The following is a 25,069-nucleotide window of genomic DNA, read 5'->3' as shown; positions in this document are numbered from 1 at the left end:
GACCGGTCACTCCTTCTGGCCGGCGTCATCGACGGCCCGCGCATCATGGTCGACCGGCTCCCGGCGCGCCACGCCGCCGGTGTTCTTGACCGACTGGTGCGGCGTGATCCCGGCGGACCGGATCGGCGTCTGCGCCGCATCCTCCTCTGCGGCATGCGGCGTCACCCTCATCAGGCGCAGAAGATACCAGGTCCCGGCGCCGAAGACCGCGAAATAGATCAGCACGAAGGCGATCAGCGACGCGCCGACCGCCGGCGCGTCGAGCGGTGAAACGCTGTCTGCGGTCCTCAGCAGATTGTAGACGGTATAGGGCTGCCGGCCGACCTCCGTCGTGATCCAGCCGGCGATGACGGCGACGAAGCCTGCCGGTCCCATCGCAACAGCGAATTTGTGGAGGAGCGGCCACTCATAAAGCTTTCCGCGCCACCGCGCGGCCAGGCTGAACATGCCGAGGCCCAGCATCAGGAAGCCGAGACCCACCATGATGCGGAACGACCAGAAGACGACGCCCACGGGCGGTTCCTCATCGTCGGGAATGGTATCGAGGCCGGGCAATGGCGCGTCGAGGTCGTGCTTCAGGATCAGCGAGGAGAGCTTGGGCACCTCGACGGCATAATCGACACGCTTCTCCGCCGCGTTGGGGATGCCGAACAGGATCAGCGGCGCGCCGTCCGGATGGCTTTCGAAATGCCCCTCCATCGCCATGATTTTCTGCGGCTGATGCTCCAGCGTGTTGAGACCGTGCGCGTCGCCGAGAAGGATCTGGACCGGTGCGACCAGCGCGGCCATCCACATGGCCATCGAGAACATCTTGCGCGCATGGGGATTGCCGCGATCCTTCAAGAGGTGCCAGGCGCCGACCGCGCCGACGACGAGCGCGGTCGTCAGATAGGCCGCCGTGACCGTATGCAGCAGTCGGTAGGGGAAGCTGGGGTTGAAAATGATCTCCAGCCAGCTCGCGGCGGGCAGGAACTGGCCATTTGCACCAATCTCGAAACCCGTCGGCGTGTGCATCCAGCTGTTGACGCTGAGAATCCAGAAGGCGCTGATGAACGTGCCGATGGCGACCATCGCGGTGGCGAGGAAATGCAGCCTCGGCCCGACGCGGTTCATGCCGAACAGCATGACGCCCAGAAATCCCGCCTCCAGAAAGAAGGCGGTCAGCACCTCGTACGCCATCAGAGGACCCAGGATCGGGCCGGTCCGGTCGCTGTAGACCGACCAGTTCGTGCCGAACTGGTAGGACATGACGATGCCCGACACGACGCCCATGGCGAAGGCGACGGCGAAGATCTTCGCCCAATATTTGAACAGGTCGAGGTAAAGCGTCTTGCCCGTCTTCAGCCACAGGCCGTTCAGGACGGCCAGATAGCTGGCAAGGCCGATGGAAAAGGCCGGAAATATGAAATGAAAGCTGACGGTGAAACCGAACTGGATGCGGGCCAGCAATATGGCGCTCGCGCTGTCGAACATGGTTCCGGTCCCCGCTTGTCCTGTTTGCAGCCTGACGCCTAACTGGGCCGTCGCGCCCCGTTTTGCGACAGGTCAAAATCGCGCAGCGGCCATCCGCCACCCGGCGGCTTCAATCTTGCCCTCATAACCATTAGATAGGACGCATGCATACAGCAGCGATGACCATTGCCGGGGCCACGAACCCCGTTCCCGTACCGCGCGGCGTGCCGGAGCGCGCGGACGGCCGCGTCAATCTGGTCGGCCTGACCAAAGACGAACTGCGCGCGGCGCTGGAGGCTGCCGGCATAGAGGGCAAGCAGGCCCGCATGCGCACGAAGCAGCTCTGGCACTGGATCTATCTGCGCGGGAAGTCCGACTTCGCCGAGATGACCGACATCGCCAAGATGCACCGCGAACTGCTGGCGAAGCTGTTCGTCATTGCCCGGCCGGAGGTCACCCAGGCGCTGGTCAGCGAGGATGGCACGCGCAAATGGCTGCTGAAGACCGACGACGGCAATGAATATGAGATGGTCTTCATTCCCGATGCCGACCGGGGCACGCTTTGCGTATCCAGCCAGGTCGGCTGTACGCTGAATTGCCGTTTCTGCCATACCGGCACCATGAAGCTGGTCCGCAACCTGACGGCGGGCGAGATCGCGGGACAGATCATGCTGGCGCGCGACGCGCTGGGCGAATGGCCGAAGCCGGGCGAGGATTTGACCGGCGAGGCGCGCATGCTGACGAACATCGTCATGATGGGCATGGGCGAGCCACTTTATAACTTCGACAATGTGAAGGGCGCGCTGCTCCTCGTCATGGACGAAACCGGCCTCGGCCTTTCCCGGCGCCGCATCACGCTCTCCACCTCCGGCGTTGTGCCGATGATGCAGCGCTGCGGCGAGGAACTGGGCGTCAATCTGGCAGTCAGTCTGCACGCGGTGAACAAGGAAACGCGCGACGAGATCGTGCCGCTGAACAAGAAATACGGGATCGAGGAATTGCTTCAGGCCTGCGCCGACTATCCCGGTGCCTCCAATGCGCGCCGGATCACGTTTGAATATGTGATGCTGAAGGACGTCAACGACAGCGATGAGGATGCGCGCGAGCTGGTGCGCCTGATCAAGCGCTACAAGCTGCCGGCAAAGGTGAACCTGATCCCGTTCAACCCTTGGCCGGGCAGCAATTATGAATGTTCCCATCCGAAGCGGATTCAAGCCTTTTCGAAGATTGTCTTCGACGCAGGGATTTCCGCGCCGGTGCGAACGCCGCGCGGCCGCGACATCATGGCCGCCTGCGGCCAATTGAAAAGCGCCAGCGAAAAGCTGAGCCGGGCAGAGCGCGACCGGATGGCTGCAGAGGCTGCGTCGGCCGCGGCCTGACCCGCTAGAAGGGGTTCAGCGTGTAGCCGTCCCGCTGCAGCCGGGCATGGGCGGTCATGGCGGAAGAGCCATCTCGACGCCCGGCAGCAGCTCCGTCTTCTTCATGCCGAGCGATGCGGCCCCGGTGGGAGCGATCCCGATTTTCATCGCCGGTACCCCCGTCCTCTTCTTCCGTTTCAACCGGACTGCGGTCCCGGACAATGCGCCGCGCCCGCATGCCCACGCGCGCCATTTGCGGTGGGCGGGCTTGGCGGGGCGGTGGTTCGAGACGGCGGGATTCGGCGCGGGCGGGGAGGGCGTGATAAGGCTCGTCCATCGTCCCCGCAGGCCGGGGACCCATCGCGTCATGCAGAGGAGCGGGCCTGTCATGGATCCGGCCGCACATTTCAAACTGACGGCGGACCCTTTTTCCGCGCGCGGCGGCTTGCCCCCGGGGAACGGACCCCTGGCGCAGGCGGCGGAGGATCTGATGACCGCCATTCGCCGCGGCGAGCGGCTCATCAATCTGGTCGGCGGCGCCGGCACGGAGCGCGCCCTGTTGCTGGGCCGCGCGGAGGCGGCGCTTACAGAAGCGGGCGTTTCGGTCCGCCGGCTGGCCGCCGCCGATGCCGGGATCTTGATGGCGAACCGCGATGCGGATGCCGTGCTGGTGGAGGATCTTTACGGGGATTCCTCGGACGTGCGCGCGGCGCTGCAGGCGCTGGCGACGCAGATCATCAAGCCGGCGATCGTTTTCGCAGCGGAAGCGCCGTTGTTTCCGGGCGGGGAAGCCAGTCTGGTCCGTGTTCCTGCACTGACGGAGGATGCCGCACGGCGCTATCTGGCCGAGCGGCTGTCCGCCGTCGGCGGCGACCCCTCGCTATTTTCCGGGGAGGCGGTCGAGGCGCTGGTCAGGGCGGCGCGCGGATCGTTGACGCGGCTGCGCGTCCTTGCCGGCAACGCCCTTCTGGATGCGGCGCTTGAGGATGCGCATCAGGTCGACGCCGCGCATGTCGGTCATGCCGCCGCAATGCTGCCCGCCGTCCATGTCGCGGATACCGCAGAGGCTGCGGATAGAGAGCCGGCTGCCGCTATGGCAGCAGAGGAGGGCCCGGAGGAGCCTGCGCCCTCCATCGAGCCGGCGCCCGTCAGCATCGATTTGACGCCGGCCCCGCGCCTGATGGCGGAACCGGCCCCCGTCCCGGCGGCGGACAGGACGGCAATCGACGATGGCCGTGACGCCAATGTGACCAGCTTCCTGACCAATTACACCCCGGACGAGCCCTACCACGATGAAGAGGCGGAGCACCGGTCCGTGCTGGGCCTGCCGGGTCGGAAGCGCTGGGTCTTTGCCGGTGCGCTGGCGATTGCCGTCCTGGCAGCGGCCCTGCTGCAATGGGGCGGTCTGACCACAAAGCTTTTCCCGCGCGGCGACGATACGCAGGCCGCAGCGACAATGACCGCGGAAGCGGATGCCGTGCGCAGGCCCCAGCTCCCGCTGCCGATCGAGGAGGATGCAGCGGATGCGGATCCCGTGACGTTACCGGAGACCGCAACCGGGGGCGCTGCATCCCCGGACGGCGAAGACCGGACGCTCCCAGGCGAGAGCGACGCCGACCCCTTGGATGCCGAAACGGCGGAGGTCGATCTCGGGTCGGACGTCGATACCGAAGAAGCACGGCCGCCCCTTCATGTGATCGTGCATTATGCGGACGGCCGTACCGGCGCTCGCGATCGCGCCGAGTCAGTGGCGGCCTATCTGCGGGCAAGGGGATATGACGTGGCCTCGCTGCGGCCGGCCGGCTTCAATATCGGTCGCGGCAGCACGCGGTATTTCCATAGCGAGGATGCGGACCGGACGGAGGCGCTGAACGTGCAGGTGACACGCGTTCTCACCAGCCTCGGCGCCGATTCGAGCCAGGTCATGGACATGACGACCGCCACGTCCGCACCTGCGGAGGGCGCGGTTGAGGTCTGGGTGCCTTCGGTTCCGGGGTGACCCGGCCCGCGCGCCGCCCGTCTACTCCATCGCCATTTGCGGCGGCGCGCTGAAGGCGGGCGGGCGTTTCAGCAGCAACACGAAGGGGATGGAGAGCAGCGTGATCCACATCATCAGGTGGAAATCGTCCAGATAGGCGACCATCATCGCCTGCCGCGTCACCTCCGCATTGGCGGCGCTCAGCGCGCTGTCCGTCAGCGAGCCCAGTTCCTGCAGTCGCCCGCCGCCCGCCATGCCGAGCGACTGATCGGTGACATGCTGCGCCAGCATCTCGTGACTGGTCTGTGATCCACGCGACAGATAGGTCACGACGATCGAGATGCCGACCGATCCGCCGAGCGAGCGCACGAGGTTGAGCAGGCTCGCCCCGTCGGTGCGGCCATCGGGCGGCAGCGTGCCGAAGGCGAGCGTGTTCAGCGGCACGAAGACGAACCCCATGCCCAGGCCCTGCACGATGCCGCTGACGAAGAAGGGACGCCAGTCCATGACCAGCGTCCAGTGCGTCATCTGCCACAGGGACAGCGCGATCATGCTGAGGCCGCTGGCGATCAGGATACGAGCATCGACGCGCCCCAGCAGGATGCCGGACAGCCACATGGTAATGAGGATGCCGATACCGCGCGGCGCCAGCAGCAGACCGGTGTCGATCACGTCGTAATTGAACAGATTCTGCAGCATCGGCGGCAGCAGCGCCATGTTGGCGAACAGCGCGATGGAAATGACGCTCATCAGCGCAAGGGAGCTGAGAAGATTGCGGTTGGTCAGGATCTCGCGCGAGAAAAGCGGATTCCTTCCCGTCACCATATGGACGCCGAACATCCACAGCGCGCTGATGGCGACGCCCGCCTCGATCAGCGTCTCCGTGCTTTCGAACCAGTCGTTCGTCTGCCCGCGATCGAGGAGAAGCTGGAGGGAGGCGAGGCCGAGCGCCAGCAGGCCAAAGCCCAGCTTGTCGAAACGCCGTTCCGGCTGGCGATCCTTCGGCAGCAGCGCGAACAGCAGGAACAGGCACAGGCCGCCGATGGGGACGTTCACGAAAAACACCCAGCGCCAGTTCACCTCCTCCGTCAGATAACCGCCGAGTACCGGCCCGATGATCGGCGCGACCATCACACCCATGCCCCAGATGGACATGGCCTTGCCGTGCCGCTCTCGCGGGTTGATGTTCAGCATGACCGATTGGCTGAGCGGGCTGATGAAGGCGCCGGCCACGCCCTGCAGCGCACGAAAGACGACCATCTCGGTCAGGCTGGTGGCGATGCCGCAGAGCATGGAGGCGATGACGAAGCCGGTGACGGCCACCAGGAACAGGTTTCGCGGCCCGATCCGTGCGGACAGCCAGCCGGTCGTCGGTATGGTGACCGCCGCGGCGACGATGTAGCTCGTCAGAACCCAAGTCACCGTGTCGTATGTGGCGCCCAGGCTGGTCTGCATGTGCGGCAGCGCCACATTGGCGATGGTCGTGTCCAGCACCTGGATGATCGTCGCCAGCATCAGCGCGATCGTCAGCACGCTGTGGGACAATGTGCCGGGACGCAGCTCCTCCCCGCCGGGGGTGAGGCTGGGCGTGAAGGTGGCGTCAGCGGCGGGCATGACCCGCGCTCGCCAGTTCGGCCGGCGCTTCCTGTGCGGTAGAGCTGCCCGGCCTTTGCGGTTGGCGTGGGCGGATGGACTTTGCCGCTTCGCCATCACCGCTGACATCGACACTGACATCGACGCTCAGCCCCGCGATGAGTGGGCGCGGCGAAGCCTCGTCCAGCGCGATGCGAATGGGTACGCGCTGCGTGACCTTCACCCAGTTCCCGGTCGCATTCTGCGCCGGAAGCAGCGAAAACTCCGATCCGGTTCCAGCGCCCAGGCTCTCGACATGGCCGGTCAGTTCCAGACCTGGATAGGCATCGATCTCTACCGTCGCAGGTTGCCCGGGCAGCATCCGCGCAAGGTCGGTTTCCTTGAAATTCGCCTCGATCCAGCTGCGCCCCTCCTTGACGATCGAAACGGCCGGAACGCCGGATACGATCTGCTGGCCGACCTGCAGGCGGTCGGTCTGCGCGATGCGACCGTCATGCGGGGCATGGATTTCCGTACGTTCCAGGTTGAGGCGCGCTTCGTCGACGCGCGCCTGCGCGGCGGCAATGGCCGGATAGGTGGTGCCCCCGCCCTTGCCGAGCGGCGCACTGGCACTGCGCTGCGCGGCCTCAGCGTTACGAAGCCGTTCGCGCGCCTGCTGCAAATCGTGCTGCGCCGATTCAAAGCCGGTGCGCGTCGTGAAACCGCGATCGAGAAGGGCCTGCTGCCGCTCGAACTGATCGGCCGCGAATCGGATGTCCTCACGCGCCGCGGCGATGTCGACGCTGGTGCCTTCGCTCGTGGCCGTCAGGCTTTCGACATTCACCTTCGCGGCGGCCAGTTCGGCCTCCGCACTGGCAAGCGCAATTCGGAACGGCTCGGGATCGATGCGGAACAGGAGGTCGCCCGCCCGTACGGTGTCGTTCTCGTCGACCAGGACCTCGGCGATGCGGCCGCTTACCTCCGGCGAGATGGAGACCATGTCCTGCTGCACATAGGCGTTGTCCGTGCTGACGGTGCCGGCGTTCAGCCACCACCAGGCGCCGCCCGCCACGATCAGAACCAGTGGCACGAGCAGCATCAGCGGCAGGCGCCAGCGGCTGCGATTCGATGTTTCGGCGGGCGAGTTCGCGGTTGCGGCGGTTTCCCGCGCAGCTGCGTTCAATTCCGGATCGCGATCAGCCATTGACGACATCTCCCTTCTCCTCGCCCCGGCGCGCTTCGGCGGCGGCGCTCAAACTTTCGTGCAGCTTGCGGGTCAGGGCGGTCAGCTGTGTCTGCTCGCCCGGGCTGAGGTGGCGGGCGAGTTCGTCCGCCAGATCGTCGGCGACGGCGCGCAGCCTCGCGATGATCGGACGGGCATCCTCCGTCAGGAACAGGCGGCGCGCGCGGCGATCAGCCGGATCCGGCCGTCGCTCGACAAGGCCCGATGCCTCCAGCCTGTCGACCATGCGGCAAAGCGTGATCGGCTCCACCTCCATGCGTTCTGCAAGCTCCGTCTGTTTCAGCCCCTCCTGACGGGACAGGTTCAGAAGCGCGCGCCACTGTGGGCGCGTGACGCCGATCTCGCGCGCGCGTTCGTCGAAACGCCGGCGCATCAGGCGGGCGAGATCGCCGATGAGGAATCCAAGACTGTCGGTCATGGCCGAAATATGTAAGCCCGCACATTATATCGCAAGACATGATGTGTCCCCGTATGTCTGTCATGCTCTCGAGGCATGCCCGGCGCGGCGGTGCGGCAAACCTCTGTAGTTTCGGAATTGGCGCGGCGGCGCTCAGGGCCGAAAACGGGCGCTGTGAAGGGACTGCCCATGACGAATACGACTTCCGCCACGAAGACAGAATCAGAGACGCCGGAGCCACGCGACTATGCGGCCGAGGCGGACGCCTGGTTCGCCGAAAACGTGCCTGCGGACCCCGGCTTCATGCTGCCCCTGACCTTCATGGAGGTGGGCGAGGACCGGCAGTTCGAGTTTCTCCGCGCCTGGCAGCGCAAGGTCTACGAGGCGGGCTATCTCGGCGCGGCATGGCCGAAGGACTATGGCGGACGCGGCCTGACGGAGGCGCACCAGAAGGCTGCGACGCGTGCCATGAGGAAGCATCGGGGGCCGATTCTCCTCAATGCCATCGGTCTGAACTGGGCGGGGCCGCTGATCCTCGATATCGGCAGCGAGGAGCAGAAGCGTGCCTATCTGAAGCCGATCCTGTCCGCCGAACATATCTGGTGCCAGGGGTTTTCCGAGCCGGAACACGGCTCCGACCTCGGCAATGCGCAGCTGAAGGCCGCGCGGGACGGCGACGACTATGTCCTGAACGGCTCGAAGATCTGGACCACGCAGGGCAATTATGCCGACTATATGATCCTGCTGGCCCGCACCGATCTGGCGGCCGAGAACAAATATGCGGGTCTCAGCTTCTTCCTGTCGCCCATGACAGTGCCGGGAATCACGACGCGCAAGCTGAAAAAGCTGACCGGAGAATATGGCTTCACCCAAACCTTCTTCGAGGACGCCCGTATCGGCGCTGACTGCCTGATCGGCGGGGAGGGGAACGGCTGGAAGATCGCCATGCGCACGCTGGAATATGAACGCGGCGCGCGCGGCGGCCAGGCGGGCGGCTACGTTTCCATTCCGCCCGACCTGATGGAGATCGTGGATCTTGCGCGCTCGGCCTCCCGCGACGGTGCGCCGGCGCTGTCCGATCCGGTGCTGAAGGACAGGATGGTCGGCTATCTGATGGACATGCATGCCCTCTCGCTCAGCAGCGAACGAAAGCGCATCGCCCCGCTGGTCGAGGATCACCCTATGGCGCTGCCGCTGATGGGCAAGCTGGAGTTTTCCGAACTTTACCGAGAGCTGAGCGAGTTCGCGCTGACGCTGCTGGGGCCGAAGGCAGCCTATTATGTCGGCGAGCCCAACGCCGCCGACGACGGCTGGTGGGCGCGCTCCTATCTCAACGCCTTCTCCGCCACGATCGGCGGCGGCACTAGCCAGATCCAGCGCAACATCATCGGCGAGCATGTCCTCGGCCTGCCCAAAACGAGGTGATCCCATGACAACAGATATCAGCGCGGCGCTGGGGCAGATGGGCGTCAGCGAGGAACAGGCGGATCTTCTGCATGTCGCGGCGCAGTTCTGCCGCGAGGAGTGGCCACCGGAGCGCGCGCGGGCCATGATCGAGGAGGAGCGCGGCTATGATCCGGACCTGTGGCGCCGGATCGCGGATCTGGGGTGGCTCGGCATCGCCCTGCCGGAGGCGCATGGCGGCGCGGGTCTCGGCATCGGGGAAGTGGTTCCGGTCGCCGAGCAGATGGGCCGAACGCTGATGGCGACGCCGTTCCTGGCTTCGACGCTCGCCGCGCAGCTGCTCTTGATGGCGGGCAGCGCGGCGCAGCAGGCGCGCTGGCTGCCGCGCCTTGCCAGCGGCGAACTGGTCGGCACCCTCGCGCTTGGCGAGCCGGGCGACGAGATGCGTGCGCTCGGGGAGAATGAGGAGGGCGGCTTCCTTGTCAGCGGGACGGCGCGGCTGATCGAGCATGCGGCCGCCGCCGACCTGATCCTGCTTTCCGTCGGCAGCGGGGCGAATCGGCGTCTGGCTGTGTTGGAGACGGCGACACTGCCGGCGGGCGTGCTGCGCCGGGAGACGCTGATCGACGATACGCGCCGCGCCTTCGAATTGACGCTGCGGGGCTTCGAACTGCCCGGGGCGGCGGTGCTGCGAAAGGAGGCGGCCGGGCCGGCAGTCGCCCATGCCGAACTCGCGGGGGCGCTTCTCTATGCGGCCGACATGGTTGGCGGCGCCTTTCGCGTCATCGACTATACGGCGGACTATCTGCGGACCCGCAAGCAGTTCGGCAAGCTGATCGGCAGTTACCAGGCGCTGAAACATCCGCTGGTCGATGCCTTTATCGGCTATGAGCGCGCGCGCTCCCACCTCTACGCGGCGGCGCACAGTTTCGGCGATCAGGAACGCGGCGAAGTGGCGGTTCGCATGGCAAAGGCGCAGGCGGAGACGGCCTATGCCTATGCCGCGGACCGGGCGATCCAGTTCCATGGCGGCTTCGGCTTCACCTATGACTGCGATGCCGGTCTTCACCGCCGCCGAGCGCTGTACGACGCGTCGCGCTTTGGCGATGCACGCACGCATAGGAAGCGCATCGCAGATATGTTATTCTAGCGTGGATCGGCAGAGGATTCCTTTGCCGGCACCTGCAGCATCCACCGGTCCGCCGACAGGCGGTCGCCGGCGTTGCAGGCAGCATAGTCGTACTTGTCCGCCGGCGTCTTTCTGTCCGCCGCCAGACAAAGATCGGGGAGCGGCGCGGCAGGTTCCGTACGGAAGGTTTTGGTTTTCGGGAGCGGCTGCGACGCCTCGCGAGGCTCCGTCGGCGGCAGGGACGCCGATACCGGAGCCAGCGCGATCAGGGCGCTGATAAAGAACATTGGTTGCTCCCTTGTCGTCAGTCCTGCCAATAGGCGCGGACATTCTATCGAAACTCGTTATATGGTTGGCATGAAATCGCTGAATACAATCCGAATGGGCGGCCGGGAGATCCTGCCGTTGGTGGAGGGCGGCAAGGGCGTCAGTGCGACGAACGGCGCCAGTTCCGGAGCCTGGGCCGCGGCCGGGGGGCTGGGAACGGTCAGCGCGGTCAATGCCGACAGCCATGACGATGATGGAAACCTGATTCCGCAAATCTATCGCGGCCGGACGCGCGGTGCCCGGCACGAGGAACTGGTGGATTACGGGATCGAGGGCGGTGTCGAGCAGGTCGTGCAGGCGCGCGAGCTTTGCGGAGCCGACGGCGCTTTGAACGTAAACGTCCTTTGGGAAATGGGCGGCGCGGCGCGCGTTCTTGAGGGGGTGTTCGCGTCGGAACGGGCCGGCGATCTGGTGGACGGCGTCACCTGCGGGGCGGGTATGCCCTACAAGCTGGCCGATATCGCCGCGAAATACGGCAAATATTATTATCCGATCGTGTCGTCCGGCCGCGCCTTTCGCGCGCTGTGGAAACGGTCCTATCACAAGCATGCGGAGTGGATGGCGGCCGTCGTCTATGAGGATCCGTGGCTTGCCGGCGGCCATAATGGCCTGTCGAATGCAGAGGATCCCGACCAGCCGCAGGACCCCTATCCGCGCGTCAAGGACCTGCGGGACACGATGAGGGCAGGTGGCATCTCCGACGACGTGCCGATCATCATGGCGGGCGGCGTTTGGTATCTGCGCGAATGGGCGGACTGGATCGACAATCCGGAGCTCGGGACCATCGCCTTCCAGTTCGGCTCGCGGCCGCTGCTGACGCAGGAAAGCCCGATCCCAGCAATCTGGAAGGAGCGGCTGCCGCTCCTGAAGGAGGGGGATATCCTGCTGCACCCCTTCTCGCCGACGGGTTTCTACTCTTCGGCGATCAAGACGCCGTTCCTGATGGATCTGAAGCACCGGTCCGAGCGGCAGATCGCCTTCGGCTCCGTCCAGTGCGATCACCGCACGCACAAGCTCGATGTCGGCTTCAAGGGTAACAAGACCTATTACGTGACCAAGGGCGACCTGATCCGTGCGCGCGGATGGAATGCGCAGGGTTATACGGAGGGGCTGAAGACCCCTGACGATACGCTCGTTTTCGTCACGCCGGAGCAGGCGAAGGTCATCCGCAAGGATCAGGCAGACTGCATGGGCTGTCTGTCACAGTGCAAGTTCTCCTCATGGAACGAGCATGCGGAGAATCATTCGACCGGCCGACTGGCCGATCCCCGTTCTTTCTGCATCCAGAAGACGCTGCAGGACATCGCACATGGCGGCGATCCTGACGACAATCTGACCTTCGCCGGTCACTCGGCGCACCATTTCTCGACCGATCCGTTCTATTCGAACGGGTTCGTACCGACCGTGAAGCAACTGGTCGAGCGGATCCTGACCGGCGACTGACGGGCCGCCGCGCAGCAAAAAGGGCGGATCCACCGGACCCGCCCTTCTTCAGATCTGGTATTCGGCGCCGATCAGCGATCGTCGTCGTCGTCGTCATCGCTAACCTCGGCAGCGATGGCGCCGGCGCCGGCGCCGATGGCGGCGCCGGCAACAGGATCATTGGTAAGCACCTCTCCCGCAACCGCACCGCCGCCTGCGCCGGTGATCGCCGCATCTGCCGTGCGGTCGCCGGTGATCGCGCAGGCCGTCATCATCAGCCCGAGCGTCGTGGCCGCACCGATCTTCAGGGTCGTTTTCGTCATCGCACTCGTCATCGTCATTCTCCCAATTTGCGTGAGAACTAACGAAGAGCCGGTGCAATTGTTGCGCGGCCTGCGACAATTGCGCGCGATGGGACACCGCCCCGCAGGGGCTCAGGACACCTCCTCATGCTTGATGAGATAGCGGTATATGCCAAGGCAATTGATCATGAACAGCACCACGTTCTGCGCCGCGAGCGCCTGATTCCCGCTGCTCAGTCCAGTCACGATCCACAGGACCGAGCCGAGGAGGAATAGCACGAAGCCCCAGCCGGCTACGCGCGTGCTGTACCGTGCCGCGATCATCAGCGCGGCGATCATGCCGACGATGCTTGCTGTCCATTCCAGAATATCCTGCATCTGGCTTCATACTCCTGCCGAGGTTGCTGCAACCTTGGCCGAACGGGCGGCGTTCACTTGCGGTTGCCTGAAAAGGTGGCTGACCGTTAAGTCGGCAATCGGAAATACGGGGACCAATGGAAGCTGATCTTACTCTGAAGCTCGCGGCAATCGGCGCGATCGGTATCAGCGCGCAGTGGATTGCGTGGCGAACCGGTCTGCCAGCCATCGCGCTCATGTTGCTCGGTGGCATCCTTGCCGGACCCGTATTCGGTTTCATCGATCCACAGCAGGATTTCGGGCAACTCTATCAGCCCGCCATCAAACTGGCGGTGGCCGTCATTCTGTTCGAGGGCGGCCTCAGTCTGAATTTCCGGGAGCTCAAGCAAGCCGGCTGGGCGGTCGGGCGGCTGGTTTTCATCGGTGTGCCCGTGGCCTGGGCGCTTGGCGCCTTCACCGCCCATTACGCCGCCGGCCTGCCGTGGGAGCCGGCGATCCTGTTCTCGGGCATTCTTGTCGTCACGGGCCCGACCGTGATCGGCCCCATGCTGCGGCAGTTGCGGATCGGCAGCCGCCCACGAAACATTCTGAAGTGGGAAGGGATCGTCAACGATCCCATCGGCGCACTGCTCGCCGTCGTCACGCTGGCCTACATTTCCTATGCCGATCCCGTGGGCGGCGGCAGCGTGCTGCGAGACATCGGCCTGCATATCGGCGCCGCATCCGCCTTCGCGATCGTCCTCGGCGTTGCGCTTGCCTACCTTATAAAGTTTCTGTTCCCCCGCGGTCTGGTGCCGGAGTTCCTGAAAACCCCGGTGGTCTTCGGCCTCGTTATCGTCGGCTTCGTTCTTGCCGACCTGATCGAGCATGAGACCGGTCTTCTGACCGTCACTGCCATGGGCGTCGCACTGGCGAACATGCATTTGGAATCCTTTGGGGAAATGCGCCGCTTCAAGGAAAGCGTCACCATCCTCCTCATCTCCGGCGTCTTCGTGATCCTGTCGGCGACGCTCGATTGGGAACTGATCCAGCGGTTCGAACTGAGATTCGTGCTCTTCCTGGCGCTCCTTCTCTTCTTCGTGCGCCCGGCCTCCGTTCTCGTCTCGCTCCTCTTTTCTCGTGTTCCCTGGAAAGAACGGCTGTTCATCGCCTGGATCGCGCCGCGCGGCGTCGTCTGCGTCGCCATTACCGGCCTGTTCGCGATTCGGCTGGAGGAGCTTGGCTATGTGTCCGCTGCGGCGCTTACCCCCCTTGCGTTCGCGGTGGTGATCGTCACGATCGTCGCCCACGGCTTTTCGGCAAAGACGGTCGCGCAGCGTCTCGGTATCGATCAGGGGCCGGGCCGGTCCATCCTGATCGTGGGGGCGACCAGCTGGGCGCTGGAGTTCGCGCAGGCACTGCAGAAGCGCGAGGTGCCCGTCACCATCGCCGACAGCAGCTTCCTGTCGCTCCGCAAGGCGCGGCAGAAGGGCCTCGACACGTTCCATGGCGAAGCGCTGGACGCAATTCATGCCGAGGAGATCGACATTCACGGCTTTCAGGCAGTGATCGCGGCCACCGACAATGACGCCTATAACGCCCTAATCTGCGCGGAGCTGGGACCGGAGGTCGGCCGCAACAGCGTTTTCCAGATCGGCGCCAGCGACGATGCCGCCGTGGCGGACCTGCCCACGAACCTGAAGGGGCGCATGCTCATGAAGTCGGCCGCCGGGCTGATGGAACTCTTGTCGCGCCAGGAAAAAGGCTGGGAGTTCCGGCAGACCCGGATCGGCGAGAAATATACGCTGAAGGATCTGCGGGACCGCCTGTCCTCCAAGAGCGAGCTCCTCGCCATCGTACGGCCCGGCAAGGAGGTTGCCTTTTTCACGAATGCCGGCCGGCCGGTGGTGAACGAGGGCGATTTCGTCATTGCCTATGTGCCGCCCGGCGGCGACGCGGCGGACGAGGATGAGGCGGCGGAACGCAAGGAACGCGCCCGCGAGGCGAAAAGCGAGAAAGCTGCGCGCGGGTCCGAGGGGGAGGACGGGCCGCATCCGGAGGGGCTGCCCTCCCCGGCTTGACGGATTTGCAGGGCACCCGTTTATTTTGCATCACGGGCCGGCTTGACCGACTCTCGGTGCTCCTTCAGCTATAGACCATGAGCGACGACGACGCCCCCGACAGTCTGATTCCCTATGACGAGCACGTGCAGGATGCCCTGCGCGGCGTTGTTTACAACGTCCTGACGGATGTTGCGAAGGTCGGCTCCCTGCCGGGGGGACATCATTTCTATATTGCCTTCAAGACCGGTGCCGCCGGCGTCGATATCCCGAACCATTTGAAGGAACGCTATCCCGACGAGATGACCATCGTCGTGCAGCACCGTTTCTGGGATCTGAAGGTGGACCGCGAGGGCTTCGAAATCGGCCTCAGCTTCAATCAGGTGCCGGCGAAGCTGATCGTACCATTCTCTGCCGTGGTCGGTTTCGTCGACCCGTCCGTGAATTTCGCGTTGCAGTTCCCGCCGCCCGAGGTGAGTGCACCCAAGACCGGACTGCGTTCCGTCGACAAGCAGGGCGGAGAGCCGCTTTCCGCCTCCTCCGAAGCCAAGGCCCCCGCCGAAAAGACGGAGGGTGAGGAGAAACGCGATTCGTCCTCCAACGTCGTCGAGATCGACTTTCGCAAGAAGTGATTGAGACGGGGCGCGGTCCCCTCTATCCAGCCGGCAAGACCTGAAATCAGCAAGTCCTGCCGCTGGAGATCCAATGACCGACACCCGTACCGAAACCGATTCGATCGGCGCCATCGACGTGCCTGCCGGCGCCTATTGGGGCGCGCAGACGCAGCGGTCGATCGAGAACTTCCCCTTCGGCGGGCAGGAGCGCATGCCGCTCGGCATCGTGCGCGCCCAGGCCATCGTCAAGCAGGCCGCCGCCCGGGTGAACCGCAAGCACGGCCTGGATGCGGAAATCGCGGACGCCATCGAGAAGGCCGCGCAGGAAATCATCGACGGGAAGCTTGATGAGGAGTTCCCGCTGGTCATCTGGCAGACCGGCTCCGGCACGCAGACGAACATGAACGTCAACGAGGTGATCGCCGGCCGCGCGAACGAGATGCTGACCGGCAAGATCGGCGGCAAGTCGCCGGTGCACCCCAACGATCATGTGAATATGAGCCAGTCGTCGAACGACAGCTTCCCGACCGCCCTGCACATCGCTGCCGCGCTCGCGGCGCAGCAGACGCTGATCCCGGCGCTGAGCCGGCTGGAGGGGGCGCTGTCGGCCAAGGCGAAATCATGGGATCACATCGTCAAGATCGGGCGCACGCATACGCAGGACGCAACCCCGCTGACGCTGGGGCAGGAATTTTCCGGCTATGCCGCGCAGCTTTCCAGTTGCCGCGACCGGATCGAGGGCGCTCTCGAAGGCAATCTGCGGAGACTCGCCATCGGCGGCACGGCCGTGGGCACCGGTCTCAACGCGCCTCAGGGCTGGGCCGAGGACATGGCCGCCGCGATTACCGACATCTCCGGCACACGCTTCGAGCCGGCGCCGAACAAATTCGAGCAGCTTGCGGCGAAAGACGGTCTCGTCTTCTTCTCCGGCGGGCTGAACACGCTTGCGGTCGCGCTCAACAAGATTGCCAACGACATTCGCTTCCTGGGCTCCGGCCCGCGTTCCGGTCTTGGCGAACTGTCGCTGCCGGCGAACGAGCCCGGCAGTTCGATCATGCCCGGCAAGGTGAACCCGACCCAGTGCGAATCGCTGACGATGGTCGCGGCGCAGGTCGTCGGCAATCATCAGGCCGTGACGATCGGCGGCATGCAGGGCCATTTCGAGCTCAACGTCTTCATGCCGCTGATCGGCGCGAACGTGCTGCGTTCCGTCGAATTGATGGCGACCGGCATGGTCAGCTTCGCGGAGCGCTGCGTCGACGGTATCCAGGCGAACGAGCAGCAGATCGCCGACCTCGTCGGTCGTTCGCTGATGCTCGTGACCGCGCTTGCGCCGGAAATCGGCTATGACAATGCCGCCAAGATCGCCAAATATGCGCACGAGAAGGGGCAGACGCTGAAGGAGGCGGGGCTGGAACTCGGCCTCGTGGATGCGGAAACCTTCGACCGCGTCGTGCGTCCGGAAACGATGGTCGGCCGCTGAGGGGCGCGGCATGACGCGCATGCTGGAGCGGCGCGGGGTTCTCTTCGTGCTCTCCTCGCCCTCCGGCGCGGGGAAGAGCACCATGGCGCGGCGGCTGCTCGGCGCGGAGCCCGATATGCGGGTTTCGGTGTCGGCGACGACCCGGCCGCCGCGAAAGGGAGAGGCGCACGGCCGGGAATATTATTTCGAGACCCAGGACGGGTTCGACCGGCTGATCGCGGACGATGCGCTGATCGAATGGGCGCACGTGTTCGACCATCGCTACGGCACGCCGCAGGCTCCGGTGGAAGCGGCGCTGGCGGCCGGGCAGGACATGCTGTTCGATGTCGATTGGCAGGGGACGCGCGCGCTGAAGGGGAAGCTGGGACCGGACGTCGTCTCCATCTTCCTGCTGCCACCCTCCCTGGAGGAACTGGAGCGGCGGCTGCGCGGGCGGGGTACGGATTCGGAGGAGGTTATCGAGCGTCGCATGGCCCGCGCTTCGCACGAGATCAGCCACTATGATTCCTATGACTATGTGTTCGTGAATGACGATTTCGACGTCTGTTTCGAGGATGTGCAGAAGGTCGTCGATGGAGAGCGGCTGCGCGCGTCGAGACGGGGGGCGGCCCTGGAGGCGTTCGTAAAGGCCATGGAACGGCAGGACGACTGACCCTCTCTGGTCCCGGCGTTCGGGACACCTATATGCGGGAGCGATATGACCAAGAAGACCCTTCTGCTCGTCATCGTCGGCCTCGCGCTCGGCGCGGCGCTCGCCTTCGGAATTCGCGCCTGGTGCCCGCCAGCGGCAGCGCAGCAGGCCGAGGGCATCGCCGCGCAGCGGTCCGTCAGTCCGGCGGCGCAGCGGGAGGTGCCGGGAAGCCGTGAGGAGGTGCTGCTCTCCTATGCGCCGCTGGTGAAGGATGTCGCCCCGGCTGTCGTCAACGTCTATTCCGCGCGCCGCGCGCAGCAGCGCGCCAGCACATTTTTCGACCAGTTCTTCGGCCGCATGAACCGGCCGCCGCGAGTCGAGCAGTCGCTCGGTTCCGGCGTGATCGTCGGCGCGGACGGCCTGATCGTCACCAACAATCATGTCGTTGAGGGCGCGGAGCAGATCCTCGTGTCGCTATCGGACCGGCGCGAATTTTCCGCGGAGATCGTCTTCACCGACCCGCAGATGGACTTGGCGCTGCTGCGCGTCGACACGGGCGGCGAAGCGCTGCCGACGGTCGATCTGGGCGACAGCGATAGCGTGGAGGTCGGCGATATCGTCGTTGCCATCGGCAATCCCTTCGGCGTCGGCCAGACGGTGACCAACGGCATCGTGTCCGCCGTCGCCCGCGCCGGGGTCGGCATCAGCGACTATCAGTTCTTTCTGCAGACCGACGCGGCGATCAATCCGGGCAATTCCGGCGGCGCGCTGATCGGGCTGGACGGGACGCTGGTGGGCGTCAACACCGCGATCTATTCGCGGTCCGGCGGATCGAACGGCATCGGCTTCGCCATTCCGGTGAACTCCGTACGCCAGTTCCTTGCGGGCGCGGCATCGGGCCGCGTGATGCGTCCGTGGTTCGGGGCGGAGGCGCAGACCGTCACGCGGGAGATTGCCAGTTCCATGGGGCTCGACCGGCCATCCGGTGCGCTGATCCGCAGCGTGTCGGAGAGCGGTCCGGCGGCCGATGCCGGCCTGCGATCCGGCGACATCGTCACGGCGGTGAACGGTGAAGCGGTCGGCGATCCTGCGATGCTGCGTTATCTGACCGGCAGTCAGCCCCTCGGCAGCGAACTGACCCTGACCTATCTGCGCGGCGGTGAGCGGCGCCAGACCACCATCGAACTCATCGAACCGCCGGAAACGCCGAAGCGCAACGAGACGCTGCTGTCCGGCGAACATATCCTGACCGGCGTGCAGGTTGCGAACCTCAGCCCACGCCTGGCGTCGGAACTCGGCAGCGGCGTTCCGGAATCGGGTGTCATCGTCACCGGCATCACCCGCGGTGCCCCGGCCGCGCGCGTCAATTTCGTGCGCACCGGCGACATCATCGATTCGGTGAATGGAGAGACGGTGGAAACGGTTCGCGAACTGGAAACCGTGATGGGCTCGGCGTCCGCAGAAGCGGAGATCGTCTTCACCCGCGGCGGCCAGCAGGCCGCCTGCTATTTCCGCGCGCCGAACTTCTTCCGCTGCCGGTCGTGACGCCGCGCGGCTACTAGAGGGTATCCCGGCGAAGGCCGGCATGACGGCTGCGCTTGGGGGGCGTTCAATCCCAGACGAGAATCGGCCAGTCCCGTTTTGCCGCCAGCGCCCGCATGGGCGGCTTCGGATTGACGGCATAGGCCTCGTCCGCCCAGGCGAAAACGGGTTCGTCGGAATGGTGGTCGGAGAAGAAGCGAATATGGGCCTGCGTCCGGTCGATCCCTTGCGCGGCCAGATACGCCTCGATCTTGCGCAGCTTCGCCGCGCCGTAGCAATTCTCACCGTCAAGACGGGCAAGAACGCAGCCGGGCGCACGCTGTGCCGCCGTCGCGACAATTTCGTCCACGCCCAGACGGGTCGCGAGCGGCCGGACATAGAAGTCGTAGCTCGCCGTCGCCCAGATTACCCGCCGGCCCTCTGCATGTTCGGCGGCGATTCTGCGGCGCGCGTCGGAATAGACCTGATCGGCGTCGAGAATTGCGGCGAACCGCTCCGCTTCTCGCTCCACATCCGCAGCACCCACGCGGCCGCCCATCAAAAGCCGATGGTTAAGCTGCTTTAGCCGTCCCCGGCCGTACAGGCCGACAAGAAAGCCCGCCCCCGTGACGGCGGTCAGCGGGACAAGCGCCGCCCGCGCCGGGGCGGCCGCCCGCATCCAGTGCCGCAGCCACTTCGCATAGGTGCCGCTCCGCGTGATGGTGCGGTCCATGTCGAAGATGCTCAGCCGGTGCGCCGGCCCTGTCCCGCCGCGCCTGTCGTCCGGGTTCACCTGCGTCAGACGGCCTTCAGCGCCTGCTCGAAGTCGGCGACGAGATCGTCCTCATGCTCGACGCCGATGGAGACGCGTACGAGATTGTCGCCGATCCCCAGCTCCGCCCGCCGCGCCTCCGGCACGCTGAGGTGCGTCATGGCGGCCGGGTGGCTGGCGAGCGACTCGGTGCCGCCCAGGCTGACCGCCAGCTTCACGGTCTTGAGGTTGTCGAGCAGGCGGAACGCTTCGGGCTCGCCGCCCTTAACGATGACGGAGAAGGTGGAGCCTGCGCCCGAACAATGCCGCTTGAAGATTTCGCCCTGGCTGGAGGAGGGGTCGAGGAAGCCGAGCCAGGACACGCGCTCCACCTTTGGATGATCCTTCAGGAAGGTGGCGACGGCGCGGGCGTTCGATTCCGCCTTCTCCATGCGCAGCTGTACCGTTTCCAGCGACCGCAGCAGCATCCAGGCGGTGTTCGGATCGGTGATGGTGCCGAGCGTGTTGCGCAGCGCCAGAATGGGCGCCAGCGCGTCGCGCGTACCCACCACCGCGCCGGCCACCAGATCGGAATGGCCGCCGACATATTTCGTCAGCGAATAAACCGACATGTCCGCGCCGTTCTGCGTCGGCGCCTGAAAACAGGGGCCGAGGAAGGTGTTGTCGCACATGATGACGGGGCGGTGCTCCGCATCCGCGAACATCCGGTCGCGGAGGGCCGACACAGCCTCGATATCGACAAGGTCGTTCGTGGGATTTGCCGGGCTTTCCAGATAGATCACCGAAACGCGGCCAAGACCCTTCGCCCGCTCGATGGTCTCCTCGATTTCTGCGGGGGAAGCATGCGCCGGAAAGTCGACCCACTTCACGCCGAACTTGCCGAACACGGCGTCGATCATCTTTTCCGTCGCGGCATAGAGTGGTGCGGAATGGACGATGACATCGCCCGGCTGAACGTGCGCCATCAGCGCCGTGCCAATGGCCGACATGCCGGAGGAGAAGCTCAGCGCCTCTTCCGCACGTTCCCATTGTGCCAGCCGGTCCTCCAGGATTTCCTGGTTCGGACCGTTGAAGCGGCCATAGACGAGGCCCTCGGACCCGCCCGGGCGCTTGCCGGTGATCCCCTCGAAGAACCGCTTGCCGTCCGCCGCGCTTTCGAAGGCGTAGGTGGAGGTCAGGAAGATCGGCGGCTTCAGCGCCCCCTCCGACAGGCGCGGCTCATAGCCATAGCCCATCATCAGGGTCGAAGGATGCATGACGTGGTCACCGATCTGGGTGACCTGCGGCGGAGTCGGCTGGCGGGAGGGGCGGCCCTCGTCCAGCTTGTCGTCTTTGATGTCTGTCATGACCGGTGCCTAGCAGAAGGCGCCGGCCGACAGAAGCGGGGGCGGGGATGCTCGTTCGCTCCCCAGCGTCATCCCGGCGAAAGCCGGGACCCACGCCATTGTTCTGCACCAAGCGACGAGGCGGGGCCTTATTGGAGTGGGTCCCGGCCTTCGCCGGGATGACGGCTTTCGGTGGAAAGCGTCAGCGTAGCTGAGCGTCCACCGCCTTCTCTGCGGCCGCCACCACCTTTTCGCCAAGCGCGGCGATCTCCTCGTCCGTAAAGCTTTTCTCCGCCGGCTGCATGGTGACGCGGACGGCGACGGATACCTTGCCCTCCGGCACGCCCTTGCCGCTGAAATAGTCGAACAGGCGCGCGCCGGTGATCGCCTTCTTGTCCGCCCCGGCGCAGGCGCGGACAAGGTTCGCCGTCACGGTATCCGGGTCCACCAGAAAGGCGAAATCGCGCGTCACGGCCTGAAGCGGCGGCGGTGTAAACGCCGGACGGCTGCGCTTCGCCTTGGACGGCGGCAGCGCATCCAGGAACAGTTCGCCTGCGCCCACGCGGCCGGAGAGGCCCAGCGCCGCCGCGACGCGGGGGTGCAGTTCCCCAAATTCGGCAAGGCAGGTTTTGGGGCCGAGCATGACGCGCGCCGACCGGCCGGGATGATACCATTCGGTTTCCGTGCGCTGCACCTGCACCTTGTCGATCGGCGCGCCTGCGGCGTCCAGCGCGGCCATGATTTCCGCCTTGGCATCGAACAGGTCAAAGCCACGCTCGCCGCCCCGGCGCCAATCCTTTTCCGAGGCGAGTCCGGCGAGGACAAAGCCCAGAACGGGCCGCTCGCCGTCCGCCAGATAGCGGCGCGCGATCTCGAACAGCCGGGCGGAGCCCGCGCCCCGGTCCAGATTGCGCTGCGCCGCCGACAGCAGGCTGGGCAGCGCCGACGGCTTCATCGCGACGAGGTCGCTGGAAATCGGATTGTCCAGCCTGTGCGCCGCCCCGCCGAAGGGCGCCGCCTCCGCATCGCTGATGAAGGCATAGGTGATGACCTCGTCGAGGCCGCGCGCGGCCATGGCGCGCCGCACGCGCCGTTCGGTCATCTGCGCCGGGGTGGCGGTCGGGCGGGCGACGCCCTCCGCGCGTGGCAGCGGGGTTGAGGGGATCTTGTCGAAGCCGTGGATGCGCACGACCTCCTCGACCAGATCGGGCGCGCCGTCCACGTCGCGGCGCCATGTCGGCACCGCCACCTGCCATGTCGCGGCTTCTTCAACCTCGAAGCCGAGGCGGGAGAGGATACGGGCCTGCTCCGCCGCCGGAATGTCGACGCCGGAGAGCGACGCGCAGAGGGCGGGATCGTAGGACACCAGGCGGCGGTCTTCCGGCGCGTGGCCGGCATGGACGACGCGGGATGCCTCGCCGCCGCAGATCTCGCCGATCATCTGCGTCGCGAGCGCCATGCCGCCATGCAGGAAGCCGGGATCGACGCCGCGCTCGAACCGGGCGCGGGCATCGGAGTTCAAATTGAGCGCGCGGCCGGTCTTCGCGATGGAGACGGGATCGAAATAGGCGCATTCGATCAGGATGTCGGTCGTCGTTTCCGTGACCGAGGAGTCCTCGCCGCCCATAATGCCGCCAATGTCGTGGACGCGCGCGTCGTCGGCGATCACGGTCATGAAGGGTTCCAGCGCGTAGGTCTTGCCGTTCAGCGCCTCGACGCTTTCGCCCGCCCGCGCCTTGCGTGCGGTCAGGCCGCCCTCAAGCTTTGCGAGGTCGTAGACGTGCAGCGGCCGGCCCCGGTCGAAGGTGATGTAGTTCGTGATGTCGACCAGCGCCGAAATCGGGCGCAGGCCGATGGCGCGCAGACGCCGCTGCATCCAGGCGGGCGAGGGGCCGTTGGTGACGCTGCGCATGACGCGGCCGAAAAAGGCCGGGCAGCCCTCCTCGTCCTCCGTGCGAATGTCGACCGGGCAGGGGAAGCTGCCGTCCTGCATCTCGACCGTGCCCGCCTTCAGCGTGCCGAGGCCGGCGGCGGCCAGGTCGCGCGCGATGCCGTGAACGCTAAGGCAGTCCTGCCGGTTCGGGGTAATGCCGACCTCGATGACGGGATCGTCGAGGCCCGCCCACGCGGCATAGGCCTCGCCGACCGGCGCGCCCGCGTCCAGGTCGATGATGCCGTCATGATCCTCCGACAGTTCCAGCTCGCGTTCCGACACCATCATGCCGTTGGAGGCGACGCCGCGGATCTTCGTCGGTTTCAGCGTGATGCCGGTGCCGGGAACATAGCTGCCCTCCGCCGCGAACACGCCCTTCATGCCGGCCCGCGCATTGGGCGCGCCGCAGACGACCTGCATGGGCGCGCCGCTGCCGGTGTCGACGCTGAGGACGCGCAGCTTGTCGGCGTCGGGGTGCGGCTCCGCCGTCAGCACCTCGGCAATGCGGAACGGGGCCAGCGTGTCGGCGGGGTTGTGGACGCCCTCGACCTCCAGGCCGATCGCGGTCAGCATCTCGACGATCCGGTCCAGCGGCGCATCGGTGTCGAGATGATCTTTCAGCCAGGACAGGGTGAATTTCATGCGCCGACTCCGCCGGACAGTGTTGGGACAGAGAAGGGCGAGAAGCCGTAATGCGCGCTCCACCGCCCATCGCCCTCAAAGAAGGGGCGCAGGTCGGTCATGCCGTATTTCAGCATGGCCAGGCGGTCGATGCCGGCGCCGAAGGCGAAGCCCTGCCACTCGTCCGCATCGAGGCCGCACATTTCGATGACGCGGCGATTGACCATGCCCGAGCCAAGAATTTCCAGCCAGTCGTCGCCGTCCGAACGGATGACGAGCTGTCCGTTCTCCCATGCGCAGCGCACATCCACCTCCGCTGAGGGTTCGGTGAAGGGGAAATAGCTGGGACGGAAGCGCAGCGCGACATCGTCCGTTTCGAAATAGGCCTTCACGAACGTCTCCAGCGTCCATTTCAGATGGCCCATGGTGATGCCCTTGTCGATCACCAGGCCCTCGACCTGGTGGAACATCGGTGTGTGCGTGGCGTCGGAATCGGAGCGGTAGACGCGGCCCGGCGCGATAATGCGGATGGGCGGCGCCTCCGTCGTCATGGTGCGGATCTGCACCGGGCTGGTGTGCGTGCGCAGCAGCTTCGGCGCGCCTGCGCCGGCCTCCGATCCGGGGTCTCCCTCCACCTTCGGGAAGTAGAAGGTGTCGTGCATGGCACGCGCCGGATGATGCGCGGGGATGTTGAGGGCGGTGAAATTGTGCCAGTCGTCTTCGATCTCCGGACCGGTCGCGACCTTGAAGCCGAGGTCCGCGAAGATTTCCGCCAGCTCGTCCATAGCCTGGCTGACGGGGTGGATCGTCCCGGTGCGGCCATGATCGACGGGCAGCGTCACGTCGACCGCCTCCGCCGCCAGCTTCGCATCGAGTTCCGCAGCCTCCAGCGCGCCCTTTCGCTCGCCAAGCGCGTCCTGAACTGTCTGGCGCATGCGATTGAGCGCGGCACCGGCGGTCTGCCGCTCTTCCGGGCTCATCTTGCCGAGTTGTTTCAATTGCTGCGTGATGGCGCCGGACTTGCCGAGCGCCTCGACGCGGATCGCCTCCACGCCCGCCGGCGTGGCGGCTTCGGCGATGCGGGCGAGCCAGCGTTCGGTTTCGCTGTCGATAGTGACGGTCATGGGGCGTGCTGTCCGGTCAAAGAAAAAGGCGCGGGGAGAGCCGGTCCCGAAGGACGGCCTCCCCG

Annotated in this window: 21 protein-coding genes; 10 read left to right on the top strand and 11 right to left on the bottom strand. The window is 65.8% G+C overall.

Annotation, left to right across the window (positions count from 1 at the left end; all coding sequences use genetic code 11):
- Nucleotides 1-6 precede the first annotated feature (6 nt).
- Nucleotides 7-1,473: a cytochrome ubiquinol oxidase subunit I gene (locus tag C725_RS06520; protein WP_008601173.1), complete on the bottom strand. Its 1,467-nt coding sequence runs from the start codon at nucleotides 1,471-1,473 to the stop codon at nucleotides 7-9.
- Between the two features lie 158 nt (nucleotides 1,474-1,631).
- Between C725_RS06520 and rlmN the strand changes: the two genes are divergently transcribed.
- Both rlmN and C725_RS06510 read left to right on the top strand, forming a co-directional pair.
- Complete coding sequence (gene rlmN / locus C725_RS06515; protein ID WP_008601171.1) at nucleotides 1,632-2,831, top strand: dual-specificity RNA methyltransferase RlmN; 1,200 nt, start codon at nucleotides 1,632-1,634, stop codon at nucleotides 2,829-2,831.
- A 367-nt stretch (nucleotides 2,832-3,198) separates the two neighbouring features.
- Entirely contained in the window at nucleotides 3,199-4,809 is a 1,611-nt protein-coding gene (locus C725_RS06510) for a hypothetical protein (protein ID WP_008601168.1), read from the top strand.
- A gap of 21 nt (nucleotides 4,810-4,830) precedes the next feature.
- Here the strand turns inward: C725_RS06510 and C725_RS06505 are convergent, their stop codons facing one another.
- From C725_RS06505 to C725_RS06495, 3 genes are read right to left on the bottom strand one after another with little or no spacing between them, the layout of a single operon-like run.
- A complete protein-coding gene (locus C725_RS06505) occupies nucleotides 4,831-6,402 on the bottom strand; it encodes an MDR family MFS transporter (RefSeq protein ID WP_008601165.1) in 1,572 nt (523 codons plus the stop codon).
- Nucleotides 6,389-7,564 carry an HlyD family secretion protein gene (locus C725_RS06500; RefSeq protein ID WP_008601163.1) on the bottom strand — a complete coding sequence of 392 codons (1,176 nt, stop codon included), beginning with the start codon at nucleotides 7,562-7,564 and terminating at the stop codon, nucleotides 6,389-6,391. Before C725_RS06500 ends, C725_RS06505 begins: the two co-directional genes overlap by 14 nt.
- Nucleotides 7,557-8,021 (bottom strand): MarR family winged helix-turn-helix transcriptional regulator, encoded by a 465-nt coding sequence (locus tag C725_RS06495; protein WP_008601161.1) that lies wholly within the window; start codon nucleotides 8,019-8,021, stop codon nucleotides 7,557-7,559. Before C725_RS06495 ends, C725_RS06500 begins: the two co-directional genes overlap by 8 nt.
- Before the next feature lie 168 nt (nucleotides 8,022-8,189).
- On the opposite strand from C725_RS06495, the gene C725_RS06490 reads away from it, so the two are divergent.
- Both C725_RS06490 and C725_RS06485 read left to right on the top strand, forming a co-directional pair.
- A complete protein-coding gene (locus C725_RS06490; protein ID WP_008601158.1) occupies nucleotides 8,190-9,425 on the top strand; it encodes an acyl-CoA dehydrogenase family protein in 1,236 nt (411 codons plus the stop codon).
- Between the two features lie 4 nt (nucleotides 9,426-9,429).
- Nucleotides 9,430-10,554 carry an acyl-CoA dehydrogenase family protein gene (locus C725_RS06485; RefSeq protein WP_008601156.1) on the top strand — a complete coding sequence of 375 codons (1,125 nt, stop codon included), beginning with the start codon at nucleotides 9,430-9,432 and terminating at the stop codon, nucleotides 10,552-10,554.
- Here the strand turns inward: C725_RS06485 and C725_RS06480 are convergent.
- Nucleotides 10,551-10,820 carry a hypothetical protein gene (locus C725_RS06480; RefSeq protein ID WP_008601154.1) on the bottom strand — a complete coding sequence of 90 codons (270 nt, stop codon included), beginning with the start codon at nucleotides 10,818-10,820 and terminating at the stop codon, nucleotides 10,551-10,553. The two genes, C725_RS06485 and C725_RS06480, sit on opposite strands and share 4 nt — an antisense overlap.
- Nucleotides 10,821-10,881: 61 nt before the next feature.
- On the opposite strand from C725_RS06480, the gene C725_RS06475 reads away from it, so the two are divergent.
- Nucleotides 10,882-12,303: an NAD(P)H-dependent flavin oxidoreductase gene (locus C725_RS06475; RefSeq protein ID WP_008601152.1), complete on the top strand. Its 1,422-nt coding sequence runs from the start codon at nucleotides 10,882-10,884 to the stop codon at nucleotides 12,301-12,303.
- 71 nt (nucleotides 12,304-12,374) lie between these two features.
- Here C725_RS06475 and C725_RS06470 read toward each other — a convergent pair whose 3' ends face one another.
- A complete protein-coding gene (locus tag C725_RS06470) occupies nucleotides 12,375-12,605 on the bottom strand; it encodes a YMGG-like glycine zipper-containing protein (RefSeq protein WP_038282183.1) in 231 nt (76 codons plus the stop codon).
- A gap of 111 nt (nucleotides 12,606-12,716) precedes the next feature.
- A complete protein-coding gene (locus C725_RS06465) occupies nucleotides 12,717-12,962 on the bottom strand; it encodes a hypothetical protein (RefSeq protein WP_008601148.1) in 246 nt (81 codons plus the stop codon).
- 116 nt (nucleotides 12,963-13,078) lie between these two features.
- Between C725_RS06465 and C725_RS06460 the strand changes: the two genes are divergently transcribed.
- The 5 genes from C725_RS06460 to C725_RS06440 all read left to right on the top strand — a co-directional run bounded on the left by C725_RS06460 (nucleotide 13,079) and on the right by C725_RS06440 (nucleotide 19,253).
- Nucleotides 13,079-15,001: a cation:proton antiporter gene (locus tag C725_RS06460; RefSeq protein WP_008601147.1), complete on the top strand. Its 1,923-nt coding sequence runs from the start codon at nucleotides 13,079-13,081 to the stop codon at nucleotides 14,999-15,001.
- A gap of 77 nt (nucleotides 15,002-15,078) precedes the next feature.
- Nucleotides 15,079-15,612 carry an SspB family protein gene (locus tag C725_RS06455; RefSeq protein ID WP_008601145.1) on the top strand — a complete coding sequence of 178 codons (534 nt, stop codon included), beginning with the start codon at nucleotides 15,079-15,081 and terminating at the stop codon, nucleotides 15,610-15,612.
- Between the two features lie 73 nt (nucleotides 15,613-15,685).
- Nucleotides 15,686-17,077, top strand: coding sequence for a class II fumarate hydratase (fumC, locus tag C725_RS06450; protein ID WP_008601142.1), 1,392 nt, complete (start codon nucleotides 15,686-15,688; stop codon nucleotides 17,075-17,077).
- 10 nt (nucleotides 17,078-17,087) lie between these two features.
- Complete coding sequence (gmk, locus tag C725_RS06445; RefSeq protein ID WP_008601140.1) at nucleotides 17,088-17,729, top strand: guanylate kinase; 642 nt, start codon at nucleotides 17,088-17,090, stop codon at nucleotides 17,727-17,729.
- A 45-nt stretch (nucleotides 17,730-17,774) separates the two neighbouring features.
- Nucleotides 17,775-19,253 carry a Do family serine endopeptidase gene (locus C725_RS06440; RefSeq protein ID WP_008601138.1) on the top strand — a complete coding sequence of 493 codons (1,479 nt, stop codon included), beginning with the start codon at nucleotides 17,775-17,777 and terminating at the stop codon, nucleotides 19,251-19,253.
- A 64-nt stretch (nucleotides 19,254-19,317) separates the two neighbouring features.
- Here the strand turns inward: C725_RS06440 and C725_RS06435 are convergent, their stop codons facing one another.
- The 4 genes from C725_RS06435 to pheS form a co-directional block, all read right to left on the bottom strand.
- Entirely contained in the window at nucleotides 19,318-20,022 is a 705-nt protein-coding gene (locus tag C725_RS06435; protein ID WP_008601136.1) for an HAD family hydrolase, read from the bottom strand.
- A gap of 5 nt (nucleotides 20,023-20,027) precedes the next feature.
- Nucleotides 20,028-21,347, bottom strand: a complete 1,320-nt coding sequence (locus C725_RS06430) for a cystathionine gamma-synthase family protein (RefSeq protein WP_051051244.1) — start codon at nucleotides 21,345-21,347, stop codon at nucleotides 20,028-20,030.
- A gap of 181 nt (nucleotides 21,348-21,528) precedes the next feature.
- Entirely contained in the window at nucleotides 21,529-23,901 is a 2,373-nt protein-coding gene (pheT, locus tag C725_RS06425) for a phenylalanine--tRNA ligase subunit beta (RefSeq protein WP_008601130.1), read from the bottom strand.
- On the bottom strand, nucleotides 23,898-25,004 hold the full coding sequence (pheS, locus tag C725_RS06420; RefSeq protein WP_008601128.1) for a phenylalanine--tRNA ligase subunit alpha: 1,107 nt from the start codon (nucleotides 25,002-25,004) through the stop codon (nucleotides 23,898-23,900). The genes pheT and pheS overlap by 4 nt, the downstream gene beginning before the upstream one ends.
- Nucleotides 25,005-25,069 lie beyond the last annotated feature (65 nt).

Origin of the sequence: Pacificimonas flava (genome assembly GCF_000342165.1) — a bacterium.
Lineage (GTDB): Bacteria > Pseudomonadota > Alphaproteobacteria > Sphingomonadales > Sphingomonadaceae > Pacificimonas > Pacificimonas flava.
Note: the sequence above shows the minus strand (reverse complement) of the source record. Positions and strands in the feature narration are given on the sequence as shown.